Source organism: Xylophilus sp. PBN-3R (genome assembly GCF_057747805.1).
On sequence record NZ_CM173225.1, the window covers coordinates 1,017,235 to 1,030,419 of the forward strand.

General features: G+C 65.1%; 14 protein-coding genes. 1 reads left to right on the plus strand and 13 read right to left on the minus strand.

The genetic code is table 11. The features are described 5' to 3' along the window. Positions 1 to 39 precede the first annotated feature (39 nt). From AC3ANW_RS04655 to AC3ANW_RS04685, 7 genes are all read right to left on the minus strand, one after another. The gene (locus AC3ANW_RS04655) at positions 40 to 2,304 is read right to left on the minus strand and encodes a xanthine dehydrogenase family protein molybdopterin-binding subunit (RefSeq protein ID WP_488344036.1); all 2,265 of its coding nucleotides are present in this window, start codon (positions 2,302 to 2,304) and stop codon (positions 40 to 42) included. 2 nt (positions 2,305 to 2,306) lie between these two features. Continuing rightward, positions 2,307 to 3,323, minus strand: coding sequence for an FAD binding domain-containing protein (locus AC3ANW_RS04660; RefSeq protein WP_488344037.1), 1,017 nt, complete (start codon positions 3,321 to 3,323; stop codon positions 2,307 to 2,309). Continuing rightward, positions 3,320 to 3,847, minus strand: coding sequence for a (2Fe-2S)-binding protein (locus tag AC3ANW_RS04665; protein WP_488344038.1), 528 nt, complete (start codon positions 3,845 to 3,847; stop codon positions 3,320 to 3,322). Before AC3ANW_RS04665 ends, AC3ANW_RS04660 begins: the two co-directional genes overlap by 4 nt. Before the next feature lie 165 nt (positions 3,848 to 4,012). Then, positions 4,013 to 4,267, minus strand: a complete 255-nt coding sequence (locus tag AC3ANW_RS04670; RefSeq protein WP_488344039.1) for a hypothetical protein — start codon at positions 4,265 to 4,267, stop codon at positions 4,013 to 4,015. Between the two features lie 213 nt (positions 4,268 to 4,480). Continuing rightward, positions 4,481 to 5,434: an AraC family transcriptional regulator gene (locus AC3ANW_RS04675; RefSeq protein ID WP_488344040.1), complete on the minus strand. Its 954-nt coding sequence runs from the start codon at positions 5,432 to 5,434 to the stop codon at positions 4,481 to 4,483. Between the two features lie 3 nt (positions 5,435 to 5,437). After that, entirely contained in the window at positions 5,438 to 6,289 is an 852-nt protein-coding gene (locus AC3ANW_RS04680) for an oxidoreductase (protein ID WP_488344041.1), read from the minus strand. A gap of 100 nt (positions 6,290 to 6,389) precedes the next feature. Next, positions 6,390 to 6,995 carry a DUF2242 domain-containing protein gene (locus AC3ANW_RS04685; RefSeq protein WP_488344042.1) on the minus strand — a complete coding sequence of 202 codons (606 nt, stop codon included), beginning with the start codon at positions 6,993 to 6,995 and terminating at the stop codon, positions 6,390 to 6,392. A 205-nt stretch (positions 6,996 to 7,200) separates the two neighbouring features. Here AC3ANW_RS04685 and AC3ANW_RS04690 point away from each other — a divergent pair, with 205 nt between their 5' ends. Beyond that, positions 7,201 to 7,635, plus strand: a complete 435-nt coding sequence (locus AC3ANW_RS04690; protein WP_488344043.1) for a hypothetical protein — start codon at positions 7,201 to 7,203, stop codon at positions 7,633 to 7,635. Positions 7,636 to 7,647: 12 nt separating this feature from the next. On the opposite strand, the gene AC3ANW_RS04695 is transcribed toward AC3ANW_RS04690, so the two are convergent. The 6 genes from AC3ANW_RS04695 to AC3ANW_RS04720 all read right to left on the minus strand — a co-directional run bounded on the left by AC3ANW_RS04695 (position 7,648) and on the right by AC3ANW_RS04720 (position 13,160). Further along, positions 7,648 to 7,962, minus strand: coding sequence for a hypothetical protein (locus tag AC3ANW_RS04695; protein ID WP_488344044.1), 315 nt, complete (start codon positions 7,960 to 7,962; stop codon positions 7,648 to 7,650). A 3-nt stretch (positions 7,963 to 7,965) separates the two neighbouring features. Then, on the minus strand, positions 7,966 to 8,541 hold the full coding sequence (gene kdpC / locus AC3ANW_RS04700) for a potassium-transporting ATPase subunit KdpC (RefSeq protein ID WP_488344045.1): 576 nt from the start codon (positions 8,539 to 8,541) through the stop codon (positions 7,966 to 7,968). 20 nt (positions 8,542 to 8,561) lie between these two features. Further along, the gene (kdpB, locus tag AC3ANW_RS04705; protein WP_488344046.1) at positions 8,562 to 10,676 is read right to left on the minus strand and encodes a potassium-transporting ATPase subunit KdpB; all 2,115 of its coding nucleotides are present in this window, start codon (positions 10,674 to 10,676) and stop codon (positions 8,562 to 8,564) included. 17 nt (positions 10,677 to 10,693) lie between these two features. Further along, a complete protein-coding gene (gene kdpA, locus AC3ANW_RS04710; RefSeq protein WP_488344047.1) occupies positions 10,694 to 12,472 on the minus strand; it encodes a potassium-transporting ATPase subunit KdpA in 1,779 nt (592 codons plus the stop codon). 1 nt (position 12,473) lies between these two features. Next, the gene (kdpF, locus tag AC3ANW_RS04715; RefSeq protein ID WP_488344048.1) at positions 12,474 to 12,572 is read right to left on the minus strand and encodes a K(+)-transporting ATPase subunit F; all 99 of its coding nucleotides are present in this window, start codon (positions 12,570 to 12,572) and stop codon (positions 12,474 to 12,476) included. A 225-nt stretch (positions 12,573 to 12,797) separates the two neighbouring features. Continuing rightward, complete coding sequence (locus AC3ANW_RS04720; RefSeq protein ID WP_488344049.1) at positions 12,798 to 13,160, minus strand: hypothetical protein; 363 nt, start codon at positions 13,158 to 13,160, stop codon at positions 12,798 to 12,800. Positions 13,161 to 13,185: the final 25 nt, after the last annotated feature.

The following is a 13,185-nucleotide window of genomic DNA, read 5'->3' on the forward strand; positions in this document are numbered from 1 at the left end:
GATGTGGGAAAACGAAATCCGGTCGTCGGCGACTGCTTTTCAGAGCAGTTTGTCGATGGTCACGGGCAGCTCGCGAACCCGTTTGCCGGTGGCATGGAAGATGGCGTTGGCGACCGCTGCGGCGGTGCCGACGATGCCGATCTCGCCCAGGCCCTTGACACCCAGCGGCGTCACTTCCGGGTCGGGTTCGTCGACGAAGATCACCTCGATGGCGTCGATGTCGGCGTTCACCGGCACGTGGTATTCGGCGAAGCTGTGGTTCATCACCCGTCCCAGGCGATGGTCGGTCAGGGCTTCTTCGTGCAACGCCATGCCGATGCCCATCACCACGCCGCCCAGGATCTGGCTGCGTGCGGTCTTGGGGTTGATGATTCGGCCCGCCGCCACCGCGCAGACGATGCGGGTCACGCGCACCACCCCCAGCTCTTCATCGACCTTCACCTCTGCAAAAATGGCGCTGTGGGTATTGCGGGCTTTCTGCATCTGGCTGACCAGGTCGGCCACGCCGGGTTTGGCGGTTTCTTCGGCTTCCAGCGCTTCCTTGCCCGAAGCCGCCAGCACGGCGGCGATGGCGACAGAGCGCGACGGGTCTTCCTTCACCGACAGCTGACCGTCGCTGAAAACCAGTTCGTCGTACCCGGCCTTGCCCAGAGGCTTGCCCGGCATGTCTTCTGCAATCTTCAGCAATTGCTTCCCGATGGCCTGGCAGGCGAGCTGCACCGCAGCGCCGGCCGATGCGGCCATCCAGGAACCGCCTTCCACCGGCGATGCCGGCAGGCGGCTGTCGCCCAGCTGCGGGCGGATCCTGTCCAACGGCAGGCCCAGTGTGTCGGACGCCACCTGCGCCATCACCGTGTAGGTACCGGTGCCGATGTCCGATCCGGCGGATGCGATCTCCAGTTCGCCTTCGGAAGTCAGCCGCGCGCTGGCGGTGGTCTTCATGAACATGGCGTCCCACATGCCGGTGGCCATGCCCCAGCCGATGAGTTCGCTGCCCTGCTGCATGGAGCGTGGTTCCGCCGTGCGGTCGGCCCAGCCGAAGCTTTCGGCGCCCTGGTCGTAGGCCTGGCGCAGCGCCTTCGAGGTAAAGGGCTTTTCGTTCATCGCGTCGATGTCGGAATAGTTCAGCCGACGGAAAGCCAGTGGGTCCAGTCCGGCGCGGTAGGCCATTTCGTCCACCGCGATCTCGAACAGCGTCATGCCGGTCGCAGCACCCGGTGCCCGCATGTCGCCGGGTGTATAGGTGTCCATGGCGGCGAGGGTGTATTCGGCCGACGCGTTCTGGCAGCGGTAATTCATCAGGCCCCAGTTGCAGACCACTTCCATGTAGTCCTCGAATTGCGAAGTGGCGGTAGTGGCGTCGTTGACGATGGCCTGCAGCAGCCCGCTGTCGTCGGTGCCCAGCGACACCGTCTGCACCGCCTCGGGCCGGTGCACGTGGGTGAACATCTGCTGCCGGGTCAGCACCACCCGCACCGAACGTTCCAGCATCTTCGCGGCCAGGGTGGCCAGGTACACCTGGTATTGCGGGCGCAGGCCGGAGCCGAAGGCGCCGCCGACATAGGGGTTCAGCACCCGGACGTCTTCCTTCGAGAAACCGAATACCGACGCCAGGTAGGCCTGGACGTTCTGCGAACCCTGTGTCTTGTCGTGCACGGTGATCTTGCCGCCGCCTTCCCACACGACGGTGGTGGCGTGCATTTCCATCGGATTGTGGAAATGCGCCGACAGGCGGTATTCGGCGGAATGCTTGAGCGGAGCCGAGTCGTAGGCGGCGGGCGCGTCGCCGCGTGCCTTCGGCGGCAGGAAGGTGCTGCGTTTCTTCTTCGGTTCGTACTTGCTGGAAAGGGCGATGCGCATGTCGGTGTTGTGCGCCTGCCGTTCGTACTGCAAGGTGAGCAGCGCGGCGCCATCGCGGGCGGCCTCCAGGCTGGTGCCGATCACCAGCGCCAGTGGCTGGCCGCTGAAGGCGATGCTGTCGTCGTACAGCGCCCGGAATGGCGAACCGGGCACCGAGACTTCGTCCGCATAACTTCGATCGAACCAGGCCAGGTGGGGGCGGTTCTTGTGGCTGATGACCTCCACCACGCCGGGCAATGCGCGTGCGGCGGATTCGTCGATGGAAAGCAGGCGCCCCTTGGCGATGTCGCTTGAAACCACCCAGCCGTATAGCAGGTCCGGAGCCGCGTATTCGGCGGCGTAACGGGCACGGCCGGTCACCTTGACGAAACCGTCCACCCGGTTGAATGCGTCGCCGATACGGACGCTGGTAGAGCTGGAAGAGCTGTAAGAAGAATTTTTCATGTTCATGCCACCCGCTTGTCGGTCTGCGATTGAGGGGTGCCGGCAGCGGCCTGGCGCAAGGCGCGCACGATGGCGCGGCGGCCGAGCTCGATCTTGAAATCATTGCCGCTACGGCCTTCCGCGCCCAGCAGCAACCGGTCGGCCACGTTCAGGAAAAGCGCCTGTGATGGCTTCTGCCCTTCGAGCAGGGCTTCCGCCTCCGGCAAGCGCCATGGCTTGTGGGCGACGCCGCCCATGGCCACGCGGCCCTGTTTGATCACGCCGCTTTCGTCCATCTGCAAGGCAGCGGCCACCGACACCAGCGCGAAGGCATACGAGAGCCGGTCGCGCAGCTTGAGGTAGCTGTAGTGCGTGCTGAAGTCTTCCGCCGGCAGATCGACCGACAGGACCAGTTCGCCCTTTTCCAGGTTGTTGTCGCGAGACGGGTCATCGCCCGGCAGGCGGTGGTAATCGGCGAACGCGATCTCCCTTTCGCCGGCGGCGCCCTGCACCCGTACCGTGGCGCCGAGCGCTGCGAGTGCAACGCACATGTCCGACGGATGGGTGGCAATGCATTCGGAGCTGGTGCCCAGGATCGCGTGGATGCGGGTCACACCGCCGATGGCGGAGCAGCCCGCACCGGGCTGGCGTTTGTTGCATGCAGCGGCGGTGTCGTAGAAGTAATAACAGCGGGTGCGCTGGTTGAGGTTGCCGCCGTTGGTTGCGGCATTGCGCAGTTGCGGGCTTGCACCGGCCAGGATGGCGGAAGACAGCAAGGGGTAGCGCGCTTCCACCTGCGGATGCCAGGCCGTGTCGGCGTTGCTGGCCAATGCACCGAGCCGCAGTCCGCCGCCTTCCAGTTCGGTGATGGCCGAAAGCGGCAGCCGGCGGATGTCGATGACTTTCGCCGGCCGTTCCACGTTTTCCTTCAGCAGATCGACCAGGTTGGTGCCGCCTGCCAGAAAACGCACACCGCCGGCCGAAGCCAGCTGCACCGCTTCGGATGCGTCGCCGGCCCGGGAATATTCGAAGCGGTTCATTTGGCAACCCCTTCGAGCTTGATCACCGACATCACGGCGTCGGTGATGTTGGTGTAAGCGCCGCAGCGGCACAGGTTGCCGCTCATCAGTTCACGCACCTCTTCGCGGGTGCAGGCCTTGCCTTCCCTGATAAGGCCGCGGGCCGAACAGATCTGGCCCGGCGTGCAGTAGCCGCACTGGAACGCGTCGTGGTCCATGAAAGCCTGCTGCAGGGGGTCGACTCCCAGTGCGTCGTCGCCGTCCGACAAGCCTTCGATGGTCTGCACCGAGCAACCGTCGAGGCTTACCGCCAGCTGCAGACAGCTGTTCACCCGCTTGCCATCGAGCAGCACGGTGCAGGCGCCGCATTGACCGTGGTCGCAGCCTTTTTTGGTGCCGGTCAGATGCGCGTCTTCACGCAGCAGGTCGAGCAGGGTGACCCAGGGTTCTGCATGGGTGGAATAGGGCAGCCCGTTGAGTTGAAGCGTAATCGCAAGCTCGGTAGTGGGCGGTGCTTCGTTCGAGGATGGAATACGGGTGTCCATTGGCGTTCTCTCTGGAGTTCATTCGTGGGACCTCCCGTGGACTGCAAGGACAGAAACGCGAAAGGTTGTCTGCGAACCTAAATAAAGTTTCGTGATGTCGATGTAGGAGGCCGCGAACTTCGTGCGGGCGAACCAGGCGCGAACGATCCGCCGGTGCTCTTCAAGTCAGTCGCCTTGTGGGACCTGGTCGGTCTGGTTCTTCTTGACGCCCCGAAGATTCAACGCCGCCAGGCCCACCTGCAGCAATACCAGCGCCCAGCCGCCGGTGGACACGCCCCAGGTCACCCACAGCACGTTGCTCATCAGGAATACCCAGAAGCCCGCCTTTCGGTGCCAACTGCGCCGCGACGCCACCATCCAGGCGGCGAGCAGGGAACAGCCCATTGCAGGCCATTGCAGAAAATCGATCAGTCCAGCCATGCCGGGGTCAATCTCGTGCCGCGGTCAGCCGATGGTGACGTTCCAGCAGACAGCGCCGCCTTCCGGCGGTGCGGCGTGCCGTGGTTCGGGTGTCCTGCGAAGTTGGCATCCTGGGTTCTCCTGGTGTGTCGCCACTCTGGGAGCGGTCGCGCCAGGGGGTACGTCAGTCGAATGCCGGAGAGGCTGTCGGCGCGTCGATGGTCAGCAGCTTATTCAATGGGACGACACCCACTGCTCTGCCCACGGCATGGTGGGCAGTGCATAGGCAGAGCGCAGCCGAGCGACTTCCAAACCCGGGCTGGAGCCGAAAAGACGCTTGAACTCCCGGTTGAATTGCGAAGCGCTCTCGTATCCGACCCGTGCGGCGGCTGCAGCGGCGGTCATGTTTTCGCGCACCATGATCAACCTCGCCTTGTGCAGCCGTATCGACTTGAGGTACTGCAGCGGCGAGGTCTGGGTCACCTGCTTGAAGTGCGTGTGGAAAGTCGAAACACTCATGCCGGCGACGCGGGCCAGGTCGTCGATTGCCAGCGGCTCGAAATACGCCGAATGAATCCTCTGGACCGCCCGGCCGATGCGAGCGACCCGGCCGCTGCCGGCCAGCGCCGCCCGAAGAGCCGGCCCCTGGTCGCCGCTCAGCACCAGGAAGCAGATCTCGCGGATGATCGCCGGTGCCAGGATGCTCGACTCGACGACCGATCCCAGCGTCTTCAGCAAACGCAGGATGCCATCCGACAGGCGATCGTCCATCGGTGTCGAGAGCAGGGTGACGGCCGCTGCCGCTGGAGCGCCCAGCAGTCCGTCCAGTTGCGCCGTCAGGTCGGCGATCACGGCGAGGTCGAGGCTCAGGTAGAGCGCCAGCAGCGGCTCGTCCGCCGTCGCCTCCGTCTCCATGGTGAAAGGGACCGGCATGGCGACGGCAAGGTAGTGCCGGGCGTCGTAGACGAAGCGCTGGTCACCCCAAAGACCTGTCTTGCGGCCCTGGCAGACGAAAACGATGCCAGGCTCGTAAAGCACCGGTGTGCTCTTGAGCGGCCTGTCGGACCGGAGCAGGCGGATGCCGCGCACCCGTGTCGCGGTGTAGCCCTCCACCGGTGCGAGCGTCGCCAGCAATTCGATTATCTGCAGGTGCGCAGTGCGTGCGCATCGGGCCGGTTCACGGGTCATGGGTCATCGACAGGAAGCCTGTTCGAAGTCGGTGGAGCGGGTCAGTGTTTCATGCATGGCGATCTGCTGTTCCATGTCCTTCAGCTTGCTCCGGACCAAGGCCAGCGCGTCACTGCCCAGCAGCAGATGCGTGGGCGGGTTGGCCATGGCCACCAGTTGGAGGATCGCGGCAGCGGCCTTTGCCGGATCGCCCAGCTGCTTTCCGTTTTTTGCCTGGCGAGCCTCTCGCACCGGCTCGAACAAGGCGTCGTAGTCGGGGATGCTGCGATTCGACCGCACCATGGAACGGCCTGCCCAATCGGTGCGAAACGAGCCCGGGGCGACCGCGGTGACGGCGACGCCGAAAGGCGCGAGCTCCTTCGAAAGCACCTCGGAAATGCCTTCCAGGGCAAATTTGCTGCCGCAGTAGTAGGCAATGCCCGGCATGGTGATGAAACCGCCCATCGAGGTGATGTTGACCACGTGCCCGCTACGGCGTGAACGCATTCCGGGAACAACCGCCTTGGTGAGCGCCACTGCACCGAATACGTTGACGTCGAATTGCCGCCGCATTTCTTCGAGTGGCGACTCCTCCATGATTCCTTCGTGTCCGTATCCGGCGTTGTTGACCAGCACGTCGATGGGGCCGACGGTTGTCGTTATCTCTTCTATTAGCGGCGCCATGGCATCGAACTGCCGCACATCCAGCAGGCGGGCATGGGCGCGTCCGGGCGAGAGGGCCTCGAAATCCGCTATCTGGTCGATGCTTCTGACGGTGCCCACGACCTGGTGCCCCTGGGCGAGGGCTTCCACGGCGAGCGCTTTGCCGAAGCCGCTGCTGACACCGCTGACAAGAAAGATTCTGGATGAGTTCATTGCCCGATCCTAGGATCGCCTGCCGCACGCCGCCAGTGGAAATGCTCCTGCGTTGTTGCCCGATTCTCCGATATGACCGCCGGGTGCCCCGGTCTTGCGGTCAGAACCCCTGGAAACCGGTGACCGGCCGCGTCTCTGCGGGCGGTCCTTCCTGTACCTCCTGGGCTTTCTGCTCTGACATGGCCAGGTAGCGCAAGCTCAGGTCGAAGAAGCGGTCGTACATGCTCACGGTCGGGATGGTGGCGCTGGCCACTTTCACCATCGAATCGCTGATGCTGCTGATCGGCATGGACAAGGAACCGATGGCGCTCACGCCCAGGCTGGCCGAATTGTTGGTTTTCTTCAACGCATAGGTGTCCTGCAAGGCGGTGGCGAACATGGTGCTGTGGCCGTCGGCGTTGGCGGTGCACACCACATGGAATTCGACCTCGATGTGCTGGTCGGCGTTCTGCTGGAAGTTCTTGCGTGCCACCACGTCCGAAAGTGTGTTGGTCGCATTCACGATGTAGCCCTGGCTCAGCAGCGCCCGCCGGGCCGCCGCGCAGGCCCGTTCGGCGGATGCCGGCACTTCGCGTGAATAGGTGCCGACGGTGTCGAAGGCCTCGTGTTCGAATTCGAAGGGCTTGGGCGAGCCCAGCGATGAACAGCCTCCCAGGACACCGAGGCAAAGGCAGGAGGCGAGCAGGGGACGCAGGTTCGGCAGCATGGGGTCGATGTTGGACGGCTAAGGTCAGATTGTTGCTGTCGGGGCGCAAAGCTTTGTGAAGTGTTGATTACAAAAAATCACAGGAATCGATCCGGCGTCCTACAGACGGTCGATGACCGTCAATGCAGGTCGCGCCAGCGCCGGTGTCCGCGCGGGCCGGATCAGAAGTTAGACTTCTGGTTCCTTCGCATGGAGCGTTCCGAGCGTGTCGCATCTTTCCCATCTTCGTCCGCCGATCCGCACCGGCCTTGTCCGGGCGGCATCGGGTCTGGCCCTGGCGTGCATCACCCAGGCCGCCTTCGCCGCCGGCCCCGACATCGTCGGCCGCTACGTAGCCAAGGACGCCGAGTTCATCATCGAAAAAGGCGCGGGCACCGAATACAAGATGCAGTATTTCGGACGCTGCATTCGTGAAGGTGAACCCTTCGAGTTCTTCACCAACGGCAAGGCGAAGAAGTTGAACGACAAGTCTTTCGTCATTTCGGTGACGGCCTCGCGTGTACCCAGCTGCGCCCGCTTCGCGCCGCTGGACGGCCAGGACCACACCCTGGAGATTTCGCCGGACAGCCCCGACATCTGGCATTTCAAGAAGTCCGAACCCAACTGGCTGACCAAACAGGCGTTCGTCCGGCAGAAATAACGCAAGCCGGACTCAACCGTAGCGGGCCTCCTGATAGCGGGCCAGATGGTCCGACCAGCAGGCCAGCCGGCCGAATTCCGCGGCCACGGTCAGCCGCATCACCTGTTGCATCAGATGCTCGATCTCACACCGCGGGCAACGCACCTGCAGCCGCACCCGGCCGTCCTGCTGCAGGGGAATGCAGCGCAACACACCCGCGCCTGCGCAGGCGCTGGCCGCATGCCGCACATGGGCGGCCTCGTTGACTTCCGCAATCACGTCGAGCACCACGAAGGCGGTGGCAGCCTGGCGGGGTGATGACGCATATCGGTAGGCGGCGTAGCCCATGGTTCATTTCTCCAGTGCGTCGAGCGCCAGGTTCAGTTCCAGCACGTTCACCCTGGCCTCGCCGAACCAGCCCATCACCGGATAGCGGGTGTGGCTTTCGACCAGGCGCGCCAACGCTTCGGCGGGCAGCTTGCGGACACGCGCCACGCGCTCCAGCTGGTAGGCAGCCGCGGCCGGGCTGATGTGCGGATCGAGTCCGCTGGCCGAGGCGGTGACCAGGTCGACCGGCACGGCCGCCAGGTTGCCGGGGTCGGCCGCCTGCAGGGCCTCGACCCGGCCCCTGACCGCTTCGACCAGCGCCGGATTCAGCGGTCCCTGGTTGGAACCGCTGGACGCCTGTGCGTTGTAGGCGGTGGGGCCGGTGGCCGACGGGCGTCCCCAGAAATGCCCGGGGTCGGAAAACGCCTGGCCGATCAGCGCCGAGCCGACCGGCTGGCCGTTGCGCAGCAGCAGGCTGCCGGCGGCCTGTTCCGGAAACAGCAGCTGCGCGGCGCCGGTGACGACCAGCGGATAGGCCGCGCCGGTGACCAGGGTGAGGGCGGTGAAAAGCACCAGGGTGGGGCGGATGACGGAATTCATGAGGGTGTTTCCTTGGACGTTCAGACCAGGCCGCAGACGACCAGCAGCAGGTCGATGGCCTTGATGCCGATGAAGGGGACGACCAGTCCGCCCAGGCCGTAGATCAGCAGGTTGCGGCGCAGCAGTGCGGCAGCGCCGACCGGGCGGTAGGCCACCCCTTTGAGCGCCAGCGGAATCAGCACCACGATGATCAGCGCGTTGAAGATCACGGCCGACAGGATGGCGGACGACGGGCTGCCCAACCGCATCACGTTGAGTGCCGACAGCTGCGGATACGTCGACACGAAGATCGCCGGAATGATGGCGAAATACTTCGCGACGTCGTTGGCGATGGAAAACGTGGTGAGCGAGCCGCGGGTCATCAGCAACGCCTTGCCGGTCTCGACGATTTCCAGCAGCTTGGTCGGGTTGGAATCCAGGTCGACCATGTTGCCGGCCTCTTTCGCAGCCTGGGTGCCGGAGTTCATGGCCACCGCCACGTCGGCCTGGGCGAGGGCGGGCGCGTCGTTGGTGCCGTCGCCGGTCATGGCAACCAGCCGGCCCTCGGCCTGGTACTGGCGGATCAGCCTGAGTTTGTCTTCCGGTGTGGCTTCGGCGAGGAAGTCGTCCACACCGGCCTCGGCGGCGATGGCCGCGGCGGTCAGTTTGTTGTCGCCGGTGATCATCACCGTCTTGATGCCCATGCGGCGCAGTTCGCCGAACCGTTCCTTGATGCCGGCTTTGACGATGTCCTTCAACTCGACCACACCGACCACCGTGGCGCCGTCGGCCACCGCCAGCGGCGTGCCGCCGCGGCGGGCGATGTCGTCGGCTGCGCGCTGCAGTTCGGCCGGCATCTGGCCGCCGAGCGATTCGACATGGGCACCCACCGCCAGCACTGCGCCCTTGCGAAGGATGCGGCCGGGCAGGTCCAGGCCGCTCATGCGGGTCTGGGCGGTGAAGGGCACGGCGACCGCATCGACCGGCGCGGCTGCGGTGCCGAAACCGAGGCGCGAAGCGAGTGTCACGATGCTGCGGCCTTCGGGCGTTTCGTCAGCCGACGAAGCCAGGCTGGCGGTGGTGGCGACGGCGTGTTCGGTCATGCCCGGCGCGGCGACGAAAGCGGTGGCCTGACGGTTGCCGTGGGTGATGGTGCCGGTCTTGTCGAGTAGCAGCACATCGACGTCGCCGGCGGCTTCGACCGCCCGGCCCGATGTGGCGATCACGTTGGCCTGCAACATGCGGCTCATGCCGGCGACACCCACTGCCGACAGCAGGCCGCCGATGGTGGTGGGGATCAGGCAGACCAGCAGCGCGACCAGTGCGGTCAGGCTGACGACCGTGCCGGCGCCGGCTGCCTGCACGCTGAACAGCGAATAAGGCAGGAGCGTGGCGGTGACCCCCAGAAACACGAGCGTGAGGGCCACCAGCAGGATGGTCAGCGCGATCTCGTTGGGTGTCTTCTGGCGTTTGGCGCCTTCGACCATGCCGATCATCCGGTCCAGGAAGGACTCGCCCGGGTTGACCGTGATGCGCACCACCAGCCAGTCGGACAGGACCCGGGTGCCTCCGGTGACGGACGAAAAATCGCCGCCGGATTCACGCACCACCGGTGCGGATTCGCCGGTGATGGCGCTTTCGTCGACCGAGGCCACGCCTTCGATCACTTCGCCGTCGAGCGGAATCAGGTCGCCGGCGTCGATCAGCACGACGTCGCCCTTGCGCAGGTTCTCGGCCTGTTCGGGCAGCCAGTCGGAGCCGTGCACCGGGCGTTTCAGTTTCTTGGCCCAGGTGCTTTTTTTCAGTCCCCTCAAGGATGCTGCCTGCGCCTTGCTACGGCCTTCGGCCAGGGCTTCGGCGAAGTTGGCGAACAGCACGGTGAACCACAGCCACACCGCCACCGAAAGAATGAACCACGGTGGCGAAGACAGGTCGGCCGGCGCCTGAAGCGCATGCAGCCAGAGCAGGGTGGTGAGGATGCTGCCGACGTAGACGACGAACATCACCGGATTGCGCCACTGCACACGCGGGTCGAGTTTGGCGAATGCGCTTTGGAGGGCCGGGCCCATCAGGCTGCGGTCGAGCAGGGCCAGCGAGTGGGGAGCCGGTGCGTCGGCTGCAGCTTCGACGGGCAGGGTTGGGGTTTGTTGTTTCATTTTTCTCGACGCCGCGTTCAGCGGGCGCTCCACAACATCAGGTGTTCGACCATCGGGCCCAGGGCCAGGGCGGGAACGTAGTTCAGCAATCCGACCAGCAGCACGGTGCCGATCAGCAGCACCACGAACAGCGGCCCGTGGGTGGGCATGGTTCCGGCGTTGGCCGGCAGGCGGCTCTTGGATGCCAGTGCGCCGGCGATGGCCAGCACCGGCACGATCACGCCGAAGCGCCCGAACCAGATGGCGATGGCGAGCAGCGTGTTGTAGAACGGCGTGTTGGCCGAAAGCCCCGCGAAGGCGCTGCCGTTGTTGTTGGCGGCGGATGTGAATGCGTAGAGGATTTCGGAGAAACCGTGCGCAGCCGGGTTGGCGATGCCGGCGCGGCCGGCACTGGTCGCCAACGCCACAGCGGTGCCCACCAGCACCAGCAGGGGTGTCACCAGGATGGCGATGGAGGCGAGTTTCATCTCGTGCGCCTCGATCTTCTTGCCCAGGTATTCGGGGGTGCGGCCGATCATCAGGCCGGCGATGAAAACCGCCAGGATGGCGAAGATCAGCATGCCGTAGAGCCCGCTGCCGACGCCGCCGAACACAACCTCGCCCAGCTGCATCAGCACCATCGGCACCATGCCGCCGAGCGGGGTGAACGAGTCGTGCATGGCGTTGACCGCGCCGCAGGATGCCGCCGTGGTGATGGCTGCGAACAGCGCCGACGCATCGATGCCGAAGCGGGTTTCCTTGCCCTCCATGTTGCCCAGCGCCTGGTCCACGCCCAGCGGCTGCAGCAGCGGGTTGCCGGCGTGTTCGGCAGGTATGACGGCTGCCACCGCCACCACGAACAGCACCGTCATGGTGGCCAGGATGGCCCAGCCCTGACGGCTGTCGCCGACCACCCGGCCGAAGGCGAAACAAAGGGCGGCCGGTATCACGAACATCGCCAGCATCTGCAGGAAGTTGCTCAGTGCGCCCGGGTTTTCGTAGGGGTGTGCCGAGTTGGCGTTGAAGAACCCGCCGCCGTTGGTGCCCAGCATCTTGATGGCCTCCTGCGAAGCCACCGGCCCCATGGCGAGCGTCTGGGTCTGGCTGGTCGCAGTGTCGGTCACCGGCGTGCCGTCGGCGCCGACCACCGGCTGACCGGCGGCGTCGACGCGCGGTTTCTGCCAGGTCTGGACTTCCAGTGTCTGCACTTCCTTCGAGGGCTGGAAATTCTGGATGACACCCTGGCCGGCAAGGGCGACGGCCAGCACCAGCGACAGCGGCAGCAGCAGCCAGGCGGTGATGCGGGTCAGGTCGACCCAGAAGTTGCCGACCTGGCCCGAGGAACGCGCCGAAAATCCGCGGAACAGGGCGAACACGACGGCGATGCCGGTAGCGGCCGAGAAGAAGTTCTGGCCGGCCAGCGCCACCATCTGCGTCAGGTGCGCCATGGTGGCTTCGCCCACGTAACCCTGCCAGTTGGTGTTGCCGACAAAACTTACCGCTGTGTTGAAGGCGGAGTCCGTCGACACCGCGGGCAGGGCGTCCGGATTGAGCGGCAGCAGGGCCTGCAAGCGTTGCAGGCCGTAGACGAAGAACACCCCGAGCGTGTTGAAGGCCAGCAGCGCCAGGGCGTAAGGTTTCCAGCCGGTGGAAGTGTCGCTGACACCTGCCAGCTTCAGCAGCGGTGCTTCGGCACGCTGCATCCAGACGGGATGATGGCCCTGGCAAAGAGCGGCGATCCAGCGCCCCAGCGGCCAGCCGAGCAGCAGCAGGCTCAGCAGGAAGACGACCAGCAGCGTCCAGGCAGAGGCGTTCATCTCAGAACTCCTCGGCGCGCAGCAGCGCGTAGACCAGATAGGCGAACAGCAGCACGACCAGCAAGCCGGCGCCCCCGTAGAGCACTTGGAGATCGATCACGACCGTTCTCCCCGGCGGGGTTGCAGGCGCTCGAGCCCTACGACCAGGCCAGCGATCGCGGCCCACAAGAGGGCGATGCCCCCGACAAAAACCAAGTCCATGACGACTCCTCGACAAACGATGCGCAAGGCTAGGTCCGGAGGCGTAAAACCGTCGTCAAGAATGCCGCGGGGGCTATAAAGATTTCATAAAGACAGCCTGCCGCAGCTGTCGGCAGCCGTCGTTTCAGCGAGCCCGAACCGGGCTGCGCTGGCCGGTCGAACGCACGAAGTCCGCGAGGTTGTTCATGACACCGCGGCGGTGGTTGTTGACGAATTCCAGGGTCTGTGTGGTGCCGGGGTTTTCAAGTGCGAACTGGCCCGCCAGCGTCATGCGCTCTGCGTGGCACGCATCCACAGCGATGGCCACCGTGTGCTGCACATCCTTGATGGTGGCGAAGTTGTCCGGCAGGTGCAGCTGTGCGCACAACTGGTAGGCGTCGAGCGCAATGCGCTGGCCGCTGGTGTCGGTCAGCGGTGGTGCGGCCAGCACCGGCGACGCCAGGAAGATGCCGGCGAGCAAAGATGGAAGTGCAGCGAAGCGTTTCACCAGAACCCCTGTGTCGACCAGATCG